This window comes from Kineothrix sp. MB12-C1 (assembly GCF_030863805.1).
GTDB lineage: Bacteria > Bacillota > Clostridia > Lachnospirales > Lachnospiraceae > Kineothrix.
Genome location: NZ_CP132957.1, coordinates 3,545,875 through 3,564,582, shown reverse-complemented (window position 1 = coordinate 3,564,582; position 18,708 = coordinate 3,545,875). Strand labels below are relative to the sequence as shown.

Sequence of the window (18,708 nt, the reverse complement as noted above, 5' to 3'; positions counted from 1 at the left end):
TTCCTGTTATGTAGCTTCCTACCTCTTTCGTACTAAAACGTAAATTTATCCGCAAAATATGCATCTAAATCGGCAATTGCAACGCGTTCCTGTTCCATGGAATCACGAAAACGCACGGTTACGCACTGATCGGTCTCTGAATCGAAATCATAGGTAATGCAAAACGGCGTTCCGATTTCATCCTGTCTGCGGTATCTCTTGCCAATATTTCCTCTATCATCGAATTCACAGTTATATTTCTTAGATAATTCTCCAAATATCTTCTCTGCACCTTCGTTTAACTTCTTGGATAACGGAAGTACGCCAATTTTCACCGGTGCAAGAGCCGGATGGAAATGAAGCACAGTACGCACATCTCCTTCTCCGATTTCTTCTTCATCGTAAGCTGCACAAAGGAAAGCTAATACGACACGATCGGCACCGAGGGAAGGTTCAACTACATAGGGAACATATCTGATATTCTTCTGATCATCGAAATATGTCATATCCTGACCGGATACATTCTGGTGCTGTGTTAAATCGTAATCGGTTCTATCGGCAATTCCCCATAATTCACCCCAACCGAAGGGGAAGAGGAATTCTATATCTGTTGTTGCCTTCGAATAGAAGGAAAGCTCTTCTTTATCATGGTCCCTGACGCGCATCTCTTCTTCCTTGATGCCAAGAGTCTGAAGCCAATCGATACAAAACTGCTTCCAATAAGCGAACCATTCTAAGTCCGTATCCGGTTCACAGAAGAATTCTAATTCCATCTGTTCGAACTCTCTTGTACGGAAGGTGAAGTTACCCGGTGTAATTTCATTACGGAAGGACTTTCCAACCTGTCCGATGCCGAAAGGAATCTTCTTTCTGGAAGTTCTCTGTACATTCTTGAAGTTAACAAAAATACCCTGTGCGGTCTCAGGTCTTAAGTATACTGTATTCTTCGCATCGTCCGTAACACCCTGAAAAGTTTTGAACATTAGGTTAAATTGACGGATATCGGTGAAATTATGTTTACCGCAAGTAGGACAGGGAATATTATTATCTTCGATAAACTGCTTCATCTTCTCCTGTGACCAGCCATCTACAGAACCGTCTAATTCAACAGCATGTTCTGCCGCATAATCCTCAACAATTTTGTCCGCACGGAAACGTTCATGGCACTCTCTGCAGTCCATGAGAGGATCTGAGAATCCGCCTAAGTGACCGGAAGCTACCCATGTCTGGGGATTCATCAAAATAGCACAGTCCACACCTACGTTATAGGGGTTCTCCATAATGAATTTCTGCCACCATGCTCTTTTTACATTGTTCTTCAATTCCACACCAAGGTTACCATAGTCCCATGTATTGGCAAGCCCGCCGTAAATCTCAGATCCGGGATATACAAATCCCCTCGCTTTGGCCAGTGCTACGATTTTTTCCATTGTCTTTTCCATGATTACACCCTCCTGTCCGCTCTCGCGGACGAATATTTTATTTGAAAATTATATAATACTTTCCTAAACTTTCACCGTTTTCGTCCGCCATCATATCCGCCTGACTTTTTCCAAGAAGCGTTACATTATCGCTGACATACAGTATCTTATCAAAGGTATTCACCCGAAAAGGAACTTCGCTGATGAGCATATGGCGCTCGCCCATACCGAGAATCTCTTCCTTTCCAATGGTCTCTTCTTCATCTCCTACCTTCTTTAACGCCACATCCAGAGAATACCCTGCATCATAAGCTTGTGCTACGGTTCCGCAAAAAAGACTTCTGTTATCGAATGGTGTCGAATTATACTGCGTATAAGCATCCGCTGACGGATATTTCATACGCACTGTAATTGTTCCGCTTTTCGCTTCCAATTTGTCCACCGATATATCTCCTTCGGCATCTCTGTTGAATTCCGCTACCTCTGAAAGTATCATATTCCTTAAGTCTTCTTCTTCATAATAATCAGCAGAAAAATCCTCCGTAATTGTCTCTATGATATTTCCATCTTTCTGAACTTCAATTATTGTATGGGATGATTCCGCCGCTTCTGCCTTACTTTCGGCATCACTGCCTATACATCCACTTAAAAGCAAGCCGCTTAAAAGTACTCCTGCTATCATTCCTATTTTACGTTTACGCATTCCCGCCCTCCGGCTTTTCTTCCATTCATTACATTCACAATATTATATCTGACCTAAGTTTGTTTTTCAACAACTATTTCACAAACTCATATCTGCAAGTATTGTCAGACTTTTAAACTCTTTATCCATATATTTTCTTCGAAAGTTATCCGCAATGCTCCTAAGTTCCTTTAAAACCTCCTCGGTCACGGTAAAAGTATACAGCTTCTCCACCGAACTATGTTCTATGTAACTCATTGTATATACCGTGGATTCCTTCAGGTTTTCCTTTCCCGGAATTCCCGGATATTCTCCGCTTAATATAAGGGCTTTTATCTCGAAGATATATCTGACCAGATTCTTATGCAAAGAAGGAAGCTGCAGTGCACGAAGGGACTGATACAGTAGCTTCAGCATTTCCTTTTCATCGTTATTTTCTCTCGTATAATAATCCATCACTTCCAGAAAATACATTCCATAGCATGCCGCTTCAAAGTCTTCCCGCAAGGATTCAAAATAATTGGATATATCAGCTTCCATAATATTATAAGACGAGCGGCCTTCATACATCTTGAATTCTCCAAAAGAAAAAGGAGCGGCAGCGGCTACCAGTCTGCTGTTGGGCTTTCTCGCCCCTTTGGCAAATGCCGGTACCTTCCCTCTCTCTTTCGTTAAAATAACGACGCGCCTATCATATTCCCCGATAGGCACCGTCTTCAAAACCATTCCTGTTAGTTTCACGAATTCCTGCATATGGATTGTCTCCCATGACCCTGCTTTTATCCGGCTCACTTCCTGTTCTTTCCCGGCCGCTTTGCCTGAAAGCAGATGTATTCTCCTGTGCATTCTTAAAGCTTAAGTAATCCTCAATTCTTCCTGTACTTATAAATTGTTGCCAGTAATTTCGTTCTTTCATCTTGCTCCCCCTAATGTACGATACTTGAAGAGTAATACATTTGTAATACTCAGGTATTGATATTAGGGTTTACTTTTTTCTCATTTCCTATTCGGGTTCTTTCGGATTGTAACCAAAATTTTTCATTAAGAAATCACTATCGCGCCAATCCTTTTTCACCTTGACCCAAAGCTGCAGATTCACTTTGCACTCCAGCATATCTTCTATTTCCGGCCTCGCTTTGCTTCCTATTTTCTTAAGCATAGCACCTTGTTTTCCTATAATAATGCCTTTGTGGGAATCCCTTTCACAGACGATAGTTGCCTCAATATCGGCAATCGTTTCCTTCTTGCTTTTACGATATTTAATACTTTCTATAGATACTGCGACTCCATGAGGAATCTCATCTTCCAGACTCCGAAGCGCCTTCTCCCTAATAAGTTCAGCCACAATCTGGCGCTCCGGCTGATCCGTCACCGTATCCTCATCGTAGAATGCCGGTCCATAGGGCAAGTATTTCATAATGCATTTTATGAGTGCATCCGTATTGTCTCCCTTTAATGCCGATACCGGAACGATTTCCGCAAACTCCATCTCTTTCCTATAAACATCGATAAATGTCAATATTTCAGGTTTTTTTACCGTATCTGTCTTATTGATAACGAGAATAACCGGCGTGCATGTGTTTCGCAACTGCTCGATAATATGCTTTTCTCCTGCTCCGATGTAATCTGTGGGTTCTACCAGCCAGAGAATCACATCCACCTCCGACATAGTTCGCTCCGCCACTTTTACCATATAATCGCCCAGCTTATTCTTGGCCTTATGAATTCCCGGCGTATCCACGAAGACAATCTGCCCCTCCTCAGAAGTATAGACAGTCTGTATCCGATTCCTTGTCGTCTGGGGTTTATTACTTGTAATTGCTATTTTCTGCCCAATCAGATGATTCATAAGAGTTGATTTACCTACATTGGGCCGCCCTATTAAAGTAACAAACCCTGACTTATAATGTTCATTCACATTTTATTCCTCACTTTTGTTTTCGCTGTTAGTTTCCTTGCTTTCCCCATTCGTTTCCTTTTTCATTTCTCTTTTATCTTCACCTTTATATCCTTGCCGATGTTCCTGGTGTCCCGGATATTCTGATCTGACTTGATGTACCGGCCCGCCTTGGTATCCCGGTCTGCCTTTGTTCCCTTGTATAACAGATGTATTCTTTTTCTTCGTCTTCTTGATAAGAAATCGAATAAGTACAATAATCAGAAGTATAACAATCGCCCAAACAATAAGATAGGGCAGCCAGATAATGAAGTAGATGAAGAAATTCTTAATACCGCTTCCCACATTACTTATAGAGTTAATGAATCCCGTAGATATTTTTTCCCATGTAGATACCGCAAGCGGCGGTGTCAGCACCTCTACCTCTTCAATATTTAAATAGACTGTGGAATAATCGATCTGATTATCATAGGTACGAAGCTGAGATTCCATACTTTGAAGCTGATAACGCACTTCGGAAAGTCTCGCTTCCAGGGCTACAATATCTTCCATAGTCTCAGCTCTTCCGAGCAATTCCAACAATCGCTCCTGTTCTACTTCAAGGGCTTTTTTATGGCTCTCCACATCCACATACTGCAGAGTGATATCCTGAACATTTTCCGAGCGGCTGATCACATTGGAAATATCCGAAACTGCCGTCACAAAACTATCCAATTTTTCCTTCGGAATCCGAATCGTAAGGCTTGCACTTCTACTATTTTGTCCATATCTAAGGCTTCCGTTATATACATTAAGATTCTCCACATAACCGCCGAGCTCAGTGACCTTATTTTCCACCTTGGGAAGCAGTTCATCGAAGACCTCGGTCTCCACACCCAGATTTACCGTCTTAATCAGCTTGCGGCCTGATGGAACTACTGCCTCTTCTACCGTTCCCGCTTCTTCCGCCGTTACCTCCGCTTCCACCTGGTAGCTCTCCTGCCCCTGCATATAGAGATCATCCGAAGCATAACCCCCATAAGAGCTCGAAGCCATCTCCTGAGGTGCCACCGCCCCTTCCGTCATGGACTTTGATCCCCCGCAGCCCGCAAAACCGAGCAAAGCTACTCCAACGAGAGCCATCCCTAACTTATGTTTCCATTTTTTCTTTTTAAAGGTTATCATACGCATCCTCCTTTGCTTGGCGCGCGTAGCTGCGCATCCACGATTCATTAATAGAAGGGTTTTCCTATTAATGAAAAAGCGGCTCAATGCTCATGAACATCGCTTCGTTCTCTTTTATCTTCTCTTCATTGCCGACGACGCAGAGGCAATCTTCCTCCATAAATGCCCTAACATGACCTGCCAGTTCTCTGATCGTCTCAACCGTCGTTGCGAGCAGTTCATCTCTTTCCTGCTGCACTTTTTCAAACGATAAGTTAGTCATGTATCCGCTTAAGGAATAAGCTCCCTTTGTGGCCGGAGTCATAGGCACATCCAGGTCGCTGATAGCTCCTATAATAAACTGTGTAATGGTTCTTTCATCAGCATCAAAAGCACTCAGATAATCTGCCGCTTTCTCATATATCTCAATAGTCTTCTCCAGATTGGGATCACGGTAGGATACGAAATAGCTGTCCCCCGATTTGCCAAAGTTACACATACATCCATAAGCACCACCCTTAACCCGAACTCTATTCCAGAGGTAATCATATCCCATCATTACCTTAAGCACCTTTAAGGAACCGGTATACGGAAGCCCTTTGTGAATAAAGTTCCCGGCACGGCATACATACTGTATCTGAGAAGAAGTCTGATATCCTTCATTCTTCTTTCTTAGCTCCGGCTCGTATTTCACCGCGCCGGATATCGGCATATCCACAGGTGACGTATACAAATGATCTCTAAATTCCCTCACCATATCTTCCAGACCCGGGTATTCCTTCTCGGATGCGGTATAATCTACCATAAGATTCTCCGGCCGGAAAATATAGGTGGTCAACTTTTGCAGTTTCTTTACTAAATCATCCTTCTCACCTTCAAAATCGGCCTCCAGTCTTTCTAACAGGCGATATTGGGGAATACCGCTTATCTGCTCGGCTATCGCTGCTGTTTTAGAAATATAGGACAATGCTCTCACCGCTGCCAGCGAATGACCGGAAGATGTCATAGTAGCCTGCATCCTGGACTTCATTTCAGCAACAATTTCGTACAAACGTTTCGTATCTTCAAATTTCGAATGAAGAGCAATTTCCTCCACCAAACGGAAGGCTTCCTTCAAATTCTCGTATAATACTTTTACTTTAATTTCAAAAGTTGCTTTATACTCCTCCATATTCAGTGCATTCATATAGGTGTTCACTACCATATCGATGCCGCCTGTCTTTATATTCGTCTCATGGTATAGATCCCCATATCCATAACTCTCAGTATCCACCATACCGAGCACTTGCTTTAAGATACCAATATATGGGAAGAGTTCAGAGGGTACTGTGCTAATATCAAAAACAAACCTCGTATATCCAATACCATTAGTGAAAATATCGTGGAACAGGACTAATGTATGATCCACATGACGCTCTTCGTTCACGAAATTCTCCGCCTCTTTCTTCATATCCTCTCTCGTTAAAAGCGGAATCTTCTCCAAATCCTCTTTGGAGCTGGCTTCCTCTTGATAAAGCTCTAGCTCCTTCGTTTCCCGAACGATGGCTTCAATTTCTTCCTCGGTTAAGGTAGCCTTATATTCCTGCAATTCTTTATGCAATGCAGCATCCTTCTGTGACGTTAAGCCTTTTGCCGGAGAAAGTACAACGATACTCTTATGAGAATTGCTTAACAGATATTTTTTAATCAATTCTTCATAATATCTTCCTTCCGCATCTTTTTTCAGTGCTGCAAAGGTATCGTTTGCTTCCACATGAATAAATGGTTTCCCTTCATCGTAGAGCCAGCTATCGAGTACCTGCAGACCGAGGATCAGGCCCTTCGGATAGGAACCGAAATCGGATTCCCGATATTTGAACTCAAAATAATTGAGTCCGGCTGCCAGAGCCTTTTTATCGATTCCTTCTTCCGCCTGTCTTGCAAGCACTTCCTCTATCGTGCGAACGAACTCTTCCTTTTTGGAAATATCCGTACTTTTCGAAACAATGGAGAAATAAGGCTGCATAATACCATTATCATAGCTGCTGTAAATCTCTTTTCCAATTCCCTTATCCGTCAGCGCTTGCTTAAGGGGGGCGCCCGGTGCAGAACATAGCGCATAGTCGAGCACCTGAAAAGCCACATAAAGCTTACGGTCAAGATTATCCCCGATTGCTGTATTATAAGTGAGGTAGGTATTCTCTTCCTCCGCCTCCCCTTCCATAATGGAATATTCCCTATAAATCTCCTTGGGGGCATCGAAAGCTTCCTGCTTCTCAACCTCCGAATTAATAGAAAGGGCATCAAAAGAAGAAAGATATTGTTCATCGATAAATTGTAATTTTTCCGCCATATTCATATTGCCATATAAATAAATATAGCTATTGGAAGGATGATAATATCTTCTGTGGAAATCAAGAAACTCTTCATAAGTAAGGCTCGGGATTACATCCGGGTCACCGCCTGATTCCGTGCCATAAGCCGTATCCGGAAAAAGGGAATTCAATACTTCTCTATCCAGCACATCATCCGGAGAAGAAAATGCACCTTTCATCTCATTATAAACAACACCATTTAAAGTAAGCTCATCCTCTGCATTTTGAAGTTCGTAATGCCAGCCTTCCTGCCTGAATATCTTCTCTTCTTTGTAAATATTCGGATAAAATACTGCATCCAAATACACATGAATCAGATTCTGGAAATCCTTATCATTACAACTCGCTACCGGATACACTGTCTTATCAGGATAAGTCATCGCATTTAAGAAGGTATTAAGCGACCCTTTTACCAGTTCTACGAAGGGGTCTTTTGCCGGGAAGTTTTTCGAACCGCACAGAACACTATGCTCGATAATATGCGCCACTCCGGTGCTGTCTGCGGGCGGGGTGCGAAATCCAATGTAAAACACTTTGTTATCATCATCATTGGATAAAAGTGTGATTTTCGCTCCCGTCTTCCTATGACGCAGAATCATACCGACGGAATTTAAATCATTTACCTTTCTGGCTTCTATTACTTCATAATTTTTCAAACCTTCTATACTTGTTTTCAACGCTTCTTTACTTTCCATTCTGCATCCTCTTCCTTTACTTTATATTTTTTTCTTATTTATACGGCAAACGACAGGAGGCCGATCTTGGAATATATGATTTCTCTTACGATCATTCCCATTTCTGCCTTCTCCTTAGAATCTATCTGTGCAAATCCCTCTAAAGGATATATTTTATCCACATAACGGTATTTTATTTTTCCGGTAAAGCTCTTTTTTTCCTCCGGCATACTCACCTTTATCTTCACTTTTAACTCCTTATAGACACCATATGCGAAACTATCCGATGTCATAGATGTAAAATGATCCTCCAAAATAATCGATGCATCTGCTTCCTTTAAGATATACTGCATTAAAATCGTTTTCAATTTGAATGGGAGCAGTTCCTGATGCATCAGTTCCTCGTAGCTATAGCGTGCTCCTATATAGATGGATCCTGTATCCTGTAGAATATATTTAAAGTCTTTATTCTGCATCCTCATCTCGTCCTTTTTCGATATATTCGATATTATCTCCGCTTATACGCACCGCTTCCAGTATATCGTCTACCGACAACTTCGTCTCCTGTGCGAGCTCTTGCGGTGTTACCTTCTTTTGTAAAGCTTCTGCAAGCTGCTTCGCCTGCTCAGCCACCTTGTTCACCTGTTCTGCCATCTTCTCGTCGGTCTGCCTATCCCTTAAGCTGTCCGCGATATACTCTTCCATGGCATCCATAATCATCTTACCCAGAAAACCTTCGGCTTCTGTCACATGTTCCACACAGCCGAGCATAGACACTCCTGAGGCGATCGCCAGATTACCTTCCCCGATTAAATCCTCCAAATATACACCCTGGCCGCTGTAAAGCTTAGCAATTTCCACAACTTCCAATAAAAAAATCTCCGTCAACCTCATCTGCGCCGTCGCATCACCAGCCATCGCCGAAAGAATAATCGCTTCGCGCTCTCCCCGTGATACCTCGCCCAAAAGAGTTAATTCTTCTAAATACTCCCTTAGATAATCGGCTTCTTCCCTCGTCAAATAGTCATCAACGTCTATCGGTTCACCAATTCCAATTTTTTGCTTCTTCAAATAATCGGTTACAAGCTCCATGTGCTCTGAAGACAAATCCAGATCTCCAAACGCCTCATCTAACTGCTCTTTCGAAATATAATTTCCTTGCTCCTTCCCGATTCTCTTCACATCCTCCAGAGCCCGTGCAAATAAAATTTCTTTATTCCTATCCGCTTCCTCCGTCTGCTCTGATCGATCTGATTTATTAAAATCTTCTTCAAAATTTCTATCCAAATTCAAGCCCTCACATTTCCTATAACTAACAGTTATCATTACTTATCTATTCTAATTATCATAAATCTTCACATGCTCATGGGTAAATAAATGCTCCTGACAATATTCATAATTCCCATCGCATTTCGAGCAAAATCGGAATTCCAGCTCCGGGCTGTCCATCTCTGTTCTGCCGCAAATCGCGCATTTATGCTTAGTAATTGCTGTAGTTCTTTTCACTTCTTTCTTAAACTCCTGGCGCCGCTTCATCTGTCTGGGCGACATATGGATGCGATTTCTCGATGTGAACCAGAATAAGAAGAAGTTTAGTAAGGAAGCTCCCATCGCAAACCGGGTATAAACGTTCCCCGATAAAAATTGAATACCTAATATAACCCCATATATAATCCCCAGCCATTTAATGCGAACCGGGATGATGAACATAAGAAGTACCTGAGCATCGGGAAAAGTAGCTGCAAAAGCGAGGAAAATAGACATATTAACAAAATAAGTGCTAAAAAACATGGAAATAATTCTAAAAAAATCCCGGGCACCATATGCCGCTATCATATCACCATTGAATATATAGCAATAAGTCATCAATAAAAAGCTGCCGATGACTGTAAAGAGCATTCCTGACAATAAGTAAATATTATATCGGTAAGTTCCCCATGTTCTCTCAAGTGTTGTACCGATAGAATAATAAAAATAAAGCATAATCAATACAAAGAAGAAATTGGAAGTATCCGGCGGAACAATAATCCATGTGATCACACGCCATATCTGTCCGTGTAAAATTTCATACGGATTAAGCGTTAAATAGGATAAAAACATAGGGTTGACCAGATTGATCAAATACCCTACCGCATAGCACATAATCAGCATCAGAGATATATTTCTAATCGCATATTTTCCAAATTTTTTCTCAAAATTACTCATGTTTCAAAGACTCCTTTGTTTTCCCAGATTTAAAGATTATATTATCAAACATACGAATACATTCTAACATTCCCTCATTTAAAAGTAAATAAAGTACGGAAGGTTTCATTGTATTAATAAAAATTTTACATTTCTATATTCATTATTAACTTTTTAAGCAAAAATACTTTCTTAGCAAAATGTTAGTTCATGCTAATTGCATTTTATGATTGTCTGTCGTATAATGGTTTGACGTATTCGGGAGTTATTTCCTATTAATATGCAGTATAAATTTTATATGCAGTATAAATTATGAACCAGTAATACAAGTCATAGAAAGGGCGATATTATGAGCAAATTACAATATACGCTTGGCATAGACATCGGTTCCACTACGGTCAAAATTGCCATCTTGAACGATACACATGAAATTTTATTTTCTGACTATGAACGGCATTTTGCTAATATTAAAGAATCTTTAGCAGGCCTTTTACAGAAAGCTTACGATAAACTCGGCAATATAGAGCTTCATCCAATGATTACAGGCTCAGGCGGACTCACTCTTGCTAACCATTTGAAAGTCCCCTTCGTCCAGGAAGTTATCGCAGTCTCCACCACATTACAGGAACTGGCTCCCAGGACGGATGTTGCCATAGAACTTGGCGGTGAGGACGCGAAAATTATTTATTTTGAAGGCGGTAACGTAGAACAGCGCATGAACGGTATCTGCGCCGGGGGAACTGGCTCCTTTATCGATCAGATGGCCTCCCTCCTTCAGACAGACGCCTCCGGTCTTAACGAATATGCAAAGAATTACAACTCCCTATATACGATTGCAGCAAGATGCGGTGTCTTCGCCAAGTCCGACATTCAGCCACTTATCAATGAAGGGGCAACGAAGGAAGACCTTTCCGCCTCCATCTTCCAGGCGGTGGTAAATCAGACAATTTCCGGTCTTGCCTGCGGCAAGCCGATTCGTGGGCACGTGGCCTTTCTGGGCGGTCCGCTGTACTTCCTATCCGAATTAAAAGAGGCTTTTATCCGCACTTTAAAGCTGGATGATGAACATATTATCGATACGGAACATTCTCATCTTTTCGCAGCGATAGGCTCCGCTTTAAATGCGAAGCAAGACGTATCCTATTCCATGGCAGTCATGGTGGAAAAACTCTCTTCCGATATTAAGATGGATTTTGAAGTGGAACGTATGGAACCATTATTTACCGATGAAGAGGATTATGCCGCATTCAGCAAACGTCACTCCACACACCATGTGGGTACTGCGGATCTGGCTTCCTATCGCGGCAACTGCTTCCTTGGTGTCGATGCCGGAAGTACCACTACAAAAGTCGCTTTGGTGGCTGAAGACGGCTCCCTGCTTTATTCTTTCTATAGCAGCAACGATGGAAGCCCTCTAAATACAGCCATACGTTCCATTAAGGAAATTTATTCTCTTCTCCCGGAAGATGTACATATCGTTCGTTCCTGTTCCACAGGTTACGGAGAAGCCTTAATGAAAGCTGCCTTTTTACTGGATGACGGTGAGGTGGAGACAGTGGCTCACTATTATGCCGCCGCCTTCTTCGATCCTTCCGTGGATTGTATCCTCGATATCGGCGGGCAGGATATGAAATGCATTAAGATCAAAAATCAAACCGTTGACAGCGTACAGTTAAATGAAGCTTGTTCAGCAGGTTGCGGCTCCTTTATTGAGACCTTCGCCAAATCTCTAAATTATAGCGTGGAGGATTTCGCCAAGGCCGCCTTATTCGCTGAGCATCCGATCGACTTGGGTACCCGCTGTACGGTATTTATGAATTCCAAGGTAAAACAGGCCCAGAAGGAAGGAGCGAAGGTCTCCGATATCTCTGCCGGCCTTGCTTATTCCGTTGTGAAAAATGCTCTGTTTAAAGTAATCAAAGTATCCGACGCCTCTGAGCTCGGTAAGCATATTGTCGTACAAGGCGGTACTTTCTATAACGATGCTGTCTTAAGAAGCTTTGAGAAAATTGCGGACTGCGAAGCCATTCGTCCGGATATTGCCGGAATTATGGGGGCATTCGGAGCTGCTCTTATCGCGCGCGAACGTTACAGCGAGGAGTATGACTCCACAATGCTCTCCATCGATCAGATCAATGCGCTTCAATTCCAGACTAATATGGCAAAATGCAAGGGCTGTACGAATAACTGCCGCCTCACCGTTAATAAATTCAGCGGAGGCAGACAATATATTTCCGGCAACCGATGTGAACGGGGACTGGGAAAAGCAAAAAATGAAAATGGAATCCCAAATCTTTTCGATTATAAGTTGAAAAGAATCTTCGGATATGAACCTCTTCCTGCCGATGAAGCGAAAAGAGGCCGGGTAGGAATTCCCCGCGTACTCAACATGTATGAGAACTATCCGTTCTGGCACACCTTTTTTACAAAGCTTGGGTATCAGGTGGTATTATCTCCCCTGTCCAACCATAATATTTACTCTCTCGGTATCGAATCCATTCCGAGCGAATCCGAATGCTATCCCGCCAAGCTCGTACACGGTCATGTGAGCTGGCTCATTCAAAAGGGTGTGGACTTTATCTTCTATCCTTCCCTGTTTTATGAACGCAACGAATTCGAAGAGGCAAACAATCATTACAACTGTCCGATCGTCACCTCTTATCCGGAGAATATAAAAAATAATATGGAAGAAATCGGACGCGAAGAAGCTATTTTGCGTAACCCTTTCATGTCCTTCCGCGATATTAAGACGATATCCGAGTCATTAATTAAAGAATTCACCGAAATTCCCGCAGAGGAAATTCTGATCGCTGCACAAGAGGCATGGGAAGAACTTGATCAGGCAAGGCTGGATATGATGAAAAAGGGAGAGGAAACCCTTCAGTATCTGGAGGAAACCGGAACACATGGAATTGTTTTGGCTGGGCGCCCTTACCATATCGACCCGGAAATTAATCACGGTATTCCGGAACTGATTACCTCTTATGGTATTGCTGTTCTTACCGAGGACTCCATTTCCCATTTGAAAAGTCCTGAACGCCCTCTTATCGTTTCCGATCAGTGGATGTATCATTCCAGATTGTACGCTGCTGCAAGCTATGTGAAAACAAGGGATGATTTGGATTTAATTCAGCTTAATTCTTTCGGCTGTGGTCTGGATGCCGTTACTACCGATCAGGTAAATGACATTCTGACAGGCTCCGGAAAAATATATACTTGTTTAAAGATCGATGAGGTTAACAACTTAGGAGCAGCCAGGATTCGTATCCGCTCCCTGCTTTCCGCCATCCGTGTCAGAGAAAACAAAAATCAAACGCGAAAGGTGCAGTCCTCCGCGATACATAAAGTGGAATTCACAGAAGAAATGCGCAAAGATTATACCATTCTTTGTCCACAGATGTCACCGATTCATTTTGAAATCCTGGAATCTGCATTTAACGCCTGTGGTTATCGCTTTGAAGTATTAGCGAACGATAATAAACGTGCAGTCGATGTAGGTCTGAAATATGTAAATAACGACGCCTGCTACCCTTCGCTTCTCGTAGTGGGACAGATTATGGATGCCCTCCAGTCCGGTAAATACGATTTAAACAAAGTCGCAGTCGTAATGTCCCAAACCGGCGGCGGTTGCCGTGCCACTAACTATGTGGGCTTCATCCGACGCGCTTTGGAGAAAGCCGGCATGCAGCAAATCCCGGTCATCTCTCTTAACATGGGAGGAATCGAACACAATCCGGGCTTCCGGCTAAATGCGAATTTACTTATGCGTGCTGCCTATGGTGCCATCTTCGGCGATATCTTCATGCGCTGTATCTACCGTATGAGACCTTATGAGAAGACACCCGGCTCTGTAGAAGAGGTACATAGTAAATGGTTAAAAAAATGTCAGGAGTTCGTATCCGCTAAACATTTAAGCTATTTCAAGTTCCGAAAAATGTGCCGCCTGATCGTGGCTGATTTCGACGCAATTCCAATCACAGAAGAGACAAAACCTAAGGTTGGCATTGTCGGTGAGATTCTCGTTAAATTCGCTCCGGCAGCTAACAATCATCTCGTCGAACTTCTGGAATCCGAAGGTGCCGAGGCTGTAGTTCCTGATTTGATGGACTTCATGCTCTACTGTTTCTACAACCAGATATATAAGGCACAAGAACTCGGCATGAGCAAGAAAACGGCTTTTGTCTCACGGCTCGGCATTGACGGCATTGAGCTTCTGCGCTCTGCCGCAAGACACGCTCTGCAAAAGAGTAAACATTTCCATCCTCCGGTCAGCATCTACAAACTTGTGGACTATGCGAAACCAATCGTATCCATCGGCAATCAGACCGGTGAAGGTTGGTTCCTGACCGGTGAAATGGTAGAACTGATTCAAAGCGGCGTGAATAACATCGTATGTACACAGCCCTTCGGCTGCCTCCCTAACCACGTAGTAGGTAAAGGTGTTATTAAAGAACTCAGAAAGCAATATCCTCTTTCTAACATCGTTGCCATCGACTACGATCCGGGAGCCAGCGAGGTGAATCAGTTGAATCGAATTAAGTTGATGTTATCTACTGCACAGAAGAACCTTACTGTGGAAGTATAAAAGTGTGAGACTGCATTGAGGGGGGCTGGTGGTGTCTGAATTAGTTTTTATTCCGGGCGCAAAGGGCCGTATTTTATAAAAATAATGTAAGCCGGGCAGGGAAGTCTAGTAAATTTCCTTACCCGGCTTATATTTCCATAAATACAAATCCATCTTTTGACTTTTCCTTTAAAGGTATCTGTTTTATTATCTTTTTCGACAGTAGTTCATTTTCATTGTAAATGAGCATATTGTCGTTGACTTTGCCCTTAGGGTAAAGTGTATAGTAGAGTTAAAGTAATTGTGAAGGTACCGAACAGTTACGAATTATACATAATGAAAAGAAAGAACGGAGGTGCTCTTTTGTTATCTATTGGAGAGTTTTCAAAAATATGTGCCGTATCCACAAAAACACTTAGATATTATGAGGAAATCGGATTGATATTTCCTAGTGAAGTCAACCCGGAAAGTGGTTATAGATATTATTCTATCCAGCAATTGGAGACGATGTTATTTATCAACCGGCTAAAAGCTTACAGTTTCTCTTTGGAAGAAATTAAAGCAATACTTGATTTAAAAGATTCACAGGATGAAAAACTTTATTTATCTCTTATCAAGAAGAAAAGGGAGATGGAACAACAAGTACAGGAATTTGAAAAAACCTTAGAGCAGCTAAGTAATGATATATCTAATTTAAAGCGAGGCAAGACAATTATGTCATATATGGAAAGCATCGACGTTCGACTTGCGGACGTACCGGCGATGTGTATTCTATCTATCCGGAAGATGGTTCATGAATGCGATTTTGCTGACGAGTACAGTAACTGCTTTCATAAATTATTCAGGAAAATTACAGATGATAAATTAACTATGCTCGCTCCGCCGATGGTACTTTTCCACAGCGCAGAATTTAGTCCGTTTGGTTTAGATACTGAATTCGCGATTCCGATAATGGAATATGCCAAAGGTACAAGAGATTTTCATCCGGGTTTATGCTTAAAAACAATTCTATACGGTTCTTATTCTGCCCTATCTTCCGTCTACACGAAACAGCGTGAGTGGGCGGAAAAGGAGGGCTATGAAAGTAATAATGCCCTTTATGAAGTATATGTAACCGATCCTTCTCAAGTTTCAAAAGAAAGTGAACTTATAACCGAAATTTATTATCCTGTTAAAAAGAAATTGTCAAATGTTTATCCGAAAAACAATAAATGATGTGGAGAGAAATATATGAATAAAGAAAAAATAGCGGAATTAGAAAAGAAAATACAAAATGATTACAGCAATATTGCAGGTATCATGATCCTAAAGGACGGTAAAGAGTTATATGAAAATTATTTTAATGAATGCTCTTCTACTAGCCATATCCACGTTTACTCCGTATCAAAAAGTATCCTTTCTATATTGATCGGAATCGCTATAGACAAAGGGTACATCAAAAATATTAATCAGAAAGTGTTGGACTTTTTTCCTACTTACAAAGTGAAAAGAAAGGAAAAAACAATACAGAATATCACACTTAAAGATTTGCTGACAATGACAGCTCCGTATAAATATAAGTTTGCACCCTACGCTTACATAAAGTATTTCACGAATAATGATTGGGTAAATTTTACACTCAATTTATTGGGCGGTAACGGGAAGATAGGGGATTTTAGGTACACTCCTCTCATAGGACCGGATATTTTGTCCGGTATTCTCATAAAAGCAACCGGGCAATCCGTACTTGATTTCGCAACAGAGAACTTATTTTCACCGTTGGGAATTACTGTGGAAAGTAATGTGGTTCTTCATAGTGCGAAGGAACAGCGTGAATTTAATAAAGCTAAAAATATCAGCGGCTGGGTCGTTGATCCAAAAGGAGTAAATGCAGGCGGTTGGGGGCTTACCCTTTCTCCTACCGATATGGCAAAGATCGGTCAATTATACTTAGATGGCGGAATGTGGAATGGAAAACAACTTGTGTCAACTCAATGGATCGATGAGAGTACAATGGTACATAGCCGATGGGAAGAAGCCAATCTTTCATTTGGTTACTTATGGTGGATTATTGATGATAAAGAACATGCCTGTGCTGCTATGGGAGATGGGGGAAATGTAATTTATTTTAATACAAAGAAAAAAATGGTAGTTTCTATCACCTCACTTTTTGCACCACGGGTCACGGATAGGATAGACTTTATTAAAGAATATATTGAGCCGATATTCGATAATTGTGATTCCTAATAATATATGGGAGAACTTCAGCTCAATGAGAAATTAACATTAGTTTATGATATAAGATGATATAAGCCATGTAAGAGATTCTTTATTCCCTTACATGGCTTTATCGATTATAGATATTTCACTTATTTACAGTTCTTGTCCATTAGTTTCGATAACTTTCTTATACCAATGGAAGCTATCTTTACGATAACGTTTATATGTACCGTTTCCTTCGTCATCAGCATCAACATAAATAAATCCATAACGTTTAGTCATCTGACAATCACCACAGCTTACCAAATCAATGCATCCCCAAGAGGTATAACCCATAACACTACACCCATCACCAATTGCTTCTTTGATTGCTTGTAGGTGAGCACGCATATAGTCTATTCGATAAGTATCATGAACTTCCAAGTTTTCAGTTAAGATATCGCGGGCAGCTAAGCCATTCTCTACGATAAAAATCGGAATACCATAACGATCATTCATATCGTTTAATGAAATTCTCAATCCCGTAGGATCAATTCCCCATCCCCAACCGGTAATGTCAATATATGGATTTTCTAAGTTACGGATAAAGGCTCCAATTGGTTCGGCTTTGTCAGGATCTGCACTAATAGCGGCGGTATGATAGTAACTAATAGCTGCAAAGTCAACCGTTCCTTCTTTCAAAATCTCTTCATAATTTGTATACCATTCAATCTCAATTCCTTTTTTACGATAGTAATTTAGAATTGAATTAGGATAATAGCCCTTTACTTGAATATCCGTCGGAAAATAATTAAATTGGTTCTGCTGCTGGGTAGCCAAGACATCTGCAGGTTTACATGTATATGGATAGTTTTGTAATCTCGCAATCATATTTCCAACTTGACATTTTGGTGCTTTCTCACGGAAGTAATTTACCGTTAAAGCACTGGCAATCAGTTGATGATGCAATGCTTGATGAATACACGTTTCTTCTGGTTTATCAGATTTCTCAACGAATAAGCCTCCTCCTAAATATGAAGAGTTCATAATCATATTAATTTCATTGAATGTGATCCAGTATTTAACTTCATCTTTATACTCATCAATCAGGAATTTAGTATAATGAACAAAATAGTCGATTACTTTTGGACTTTCCCATCCATTAAGCGTTTCAGTCAAGTAAACCGGAATATCGTAGTGAATCATTGTTACAAGTGGTTCAATTCCGTACTTATGACATTCTTTAAATACATTGTGATAGAACTTAACACCGTCCTCACATGGTTCCTCTTCTAACCCTGTTGGGAATAACCGGCTCCATGCAATACTCATTCGAAATGTTTTAAATCCCATTTCTCCCAATAGAGCAATATCTTCCTTGTAGTGATGATAGAAATCGCTGCCTCTCCTAAATGCAAAGTTATACTCATCTTCTTTTTGTTTGTGTTCTTCAAACATTTCCGGAGTCACATTGATGGGAAAGACTTTTTCTTTATCGGATTTCTCGACACGCCGAATATAATCCATATGGGATAATCCACGCCCCCCTTCATTATATCCGCCTTCGAATTGAGAAGATGAAGTTGCTCCACCCCACAAAAAATCTTTTTGAAATTCTGACATAATATTCTC

14 protein-coding genes are annotated in these 18,708 nt (G+C 41.3%); 3 read left to right on the top strand and 11 right to left on the bottom strand.

Translation table 11 applies throughout. The annotated features are described in order from the left end of the window. Nucleotides 1-32: 32 nt before the first annotated feature. The 10 genes from RBB56_RS16385 to RBB56_RS16340 form a co-directional block, all read right to left on the bottom strand. Nucleotides 33-1,421: a glycine--tRNA ligase gene (locus RBB56_RS16385; protein WP_306720034.1), complete on the bottom strand. Its 1,389-nt coding sequence runs from the start codon at nucleotides 1,419-1,421 to the stop codon at nucleotides 33-35. Nucleotides 1,422-1,458: 37 nt separating this feature from the next. Further along, entirely contained in the window at nucleotides 1,459-2,103 is a 645-nt protein-coding gene (locus tag RBB56_RS16380; protein WP_306720033.1) for a hypothetical protein, read from the bottom strand. Between the two features lie 78 nt (nucleotides 2,104-2,181). Beyond that, a complete protein-coding gene (gene recO, locus RBB56_RS16375; RefSeq protein ID WP_306720032.1) occupies nucleotides 2,182-2,835 on the bottom strand; it encodes a DNA repair protein RecO in 654 nt (217 codons plus the stop codon). Beyond that, on the bottom strand, nucleotides 2,774-2,998 hold the full coding sequence (locus RBB56_RS16370) for a hypothetical protein (RefSeq protein ID WP_306720031.1): 225 nt from the start codon (nucleotides 2,996-2,998) through the stop codon (nucleotides 2,774-2,776). Before RBB56_RS16370 ends, recO begins: the two co-directional genes overlap by 62 nt. Before the next feature lie 87 nt (nucleotides 2,999-3,085). Next, nucleotides 3,086-4,000 carry a GTPase Era gene (gene era / locus RBB56_RS16365; RefSeq protein WP_306720030.1) on the bottom strand — a complete coding sequence of 305 codons (915 nt, stop codon included), beginning with the start codon at nucleotides 3,998-4,000 and terminating at the stop codon, nucleotides 3,086-3,088. Nucleotides 4,001-4,003: 3 nt separating this feature from the next. Continuing rightward, nucleotides 4,004-5,143, bottom strand: a complete 1,140-nt coding sequence (locus tag RBB56_RS16360; protein ID WP_306720029.1) for a DUF4349 domain-containing protein — start codon at nucleotides 5,141-5,143, stop codon at nucleotides 4,004-4,006. Nucleotides 5,144-5,210: 67 nt separating this feature from the next. Next, on the bottom strand, nucleotides 5,211-8,171 hold the full coding sequence (locus RBB56_RS16355) for an insulinase family protein (protein ID WP_306720028.1): 2,961 nt from the start codon (nucleotides 8,169-8,171) through the stop codon (nucleotides 5,211-5,213). Between the two features lie 38 nt (nucleotides 8,172-8,209). Then, nucleotides 8,210-8,626: a hypothetical protein gene (locus RBB56_RS16350; protein ID WP_306720027.1), complete on the bottom strand. Its 417-nt coding sequence runs from the start codon at nucleotides 8,624-8,626 to the stop codon at nucleotides 8,210-8,212. Then, nucleotides 8,616-9,437 (bottom strand): sigma-70 domain-containing protein, encoded by an 822-nt coding sequence (locus RBB56_RS16345; protein WP_306720026.1) that lies wholly within the window; start codon nucleotides 9,435-9,437, stop codon nucleotides 8,616-8,618. Before RBB56_RS16345 ends, RBB56_RS16350 begins: the two co-directional genes overlap by 11 nt. A 51-nt stretch (nucleotides 9,438-9,488) precedes the next feature. After that, nucleotides 9,489-10,355 (bottom strand): hypothetical protein, encoded by an 867-nt coding sequence (locus RBB56_RS16340; RefSeq protein WP_306720025.1) that lies wholly within the window; start codon nucleotides 10,353-10,355, stop codon nucleotides 9,489-9,491. A gap of 328 nt (nucleotides 10,356-10,683) precedes the next feature. On the opposite strand from RBB56_RS16340, the gene RBB56_RS16335 reads away from it, so the two are divergent. The 3 genes from RBB56_RS16335 (at nucleotide 10,684) to RBB56_RS16325 (ending at nucleotide 17,124) form a co-directional block, all read left to right on the top strand. Further along, complete coding sequence (locus RBB56_RS16335) at nucleotides 10,684-14,919, top strand: 2-hydroxyacyl-CoA dehydratase (RefSeq protein WP_306720024.1); 4,236 nt, start codon at nucleotides 10,684-10,686, stop codon at nucleotides 14,917-14,919. Nucleotides 14,920-15,234: 315 nt separating this feature from the next. Next, nucleotides 15,235-16,113 carry a MerR family transcriptional regulator gene (locus RBB56_RS16330; protein ID WP_306720023.1) on the top strand — a complete coding sequence of 293 codons (879 nt, stop codon included), beginning with the start codon at nucleotides 15,235-15,237 and terminating at the stop codon, nucleotides 16,111-16,113. Nucleotides 16,114-16,128: 15 nt separating this feature from the next. Further along, nucleotides 16,129-17,124: a serine hydrolase domain-containing protein gene (locus tag RBB56_RS16325; protein ID WP_306720022.1), complete on the top strand. Its 996-nt coding sequence runs from the start codon at nucleotides 16,129-16,131 to the stop codon at nucleotides 17,122-17,124. A gap of 126 nt (nucleotides 17,125-17,250) precedes the next feature. Here RBB56_RS16325 and RBB56_RS16320 read toward each other — a convergent pair whose 3' ends face one another. Further along, nucleotides 17,251-18,699, bottom strand: coding sequence for a glycoside hydrolase family 1 protein (locus RBB56_RS16320; protein ID WP_306720021.1), 1,449 nt, complete (start codon nucleotides 18,697-18,699; stop codon nucleotides 17,251-17,253). Nucleotides 18,700-18,708: the final 9 nt, after the last annotated feature.

Excerpts from the sequence above, each read along its gene's own strand:
- RBB56_RS16385 (WP_306720034.1), bottom strand. The coding sequence starts at position 1,421 with ATGGAAAAGACAATGGAAAAAATCGTAGCACTGGCCAAAGCGAGGGGA.
- RBB56_RS16380 (WP_306720033.1), bottom strand. The coding sequence starts at position 2,103 with ATGCGTAAACGTAAAATAGGAATGATAGCAGGAGTACTTTTAAGCGGC.
- recO (WP_306720032.1), bottom strand. The coding sequence starts at position 2,835 with ATGCAGGAATTCGTGAAACTAACAGGAATGGTTTTGAAGACGGTGCCT.
- RBB56_RS16370 (WP_306720031.1), bottom strand. The coding sequence starts at position 2,998 with ATGAAAGAACGAAATTACTGGCAACAATTTATAAGTACAGGAAGAATT.
- RBB56_RS16360 (WP_306720029.1), bottom strand. The coding sequence starts at position 5,143 with ATGATAACCTTTAAAAAGAAAAAATGGAAACATAAGTTAGGGATGGCT.
- RBB56_RS16355 (WP_306720028.1), bottom strand. The coding sequence starts at position 8,171 with ATGGAAAGTAAAGAAGCGTTGAAAACAAGTATAGAAGGTTTGAAAAAT.
- RBB56_RS16350 (WP_306720027.1), bottom strand. The coding sequence starts at position 8,626 with ATGCAGAATAAAGACTTTAAATATATTCTACAGGATACAGGATCCATC.
- RBB56_RS16340 (WP_306720025.1), bottom strand. The coding sequence starts at position 10,355 with ATGAGTAATTTTGAGAAAAAATTTGGAAAATATGCGATTAGAAATATA.
- RBB56_RS16335 (WP_306720024.1), top strand. The coding sequence starts at position 10,684 with ATGAGCAAATTACAATATACGCTTGGCATAGACATCGGTTCCACTACG.
- RBB56_RS16330 (WP_306720023.1), top strand. The coding sequence starts at position 15,235 with ATGAAAAGAAAGAACGGAGGTGCTCTTTTGTTATCTATTGGAGAGTTT.
- RBB56_RS16325 (WP_306720022.1), top strand. The coding sequence starts at position 16,129 with ATGAATAAAGAAAAAATAGCGGAATTAGAAAAGAAAATACAAAATGAT.
- RBB56_RS16320 (WP_306720021.1), bottom strand. The coding sequence starts at position 18,699 with ATGTCAGAATTTCAAAAAGATTTTTTGTGGGGTGGAGCAACTTCATCT.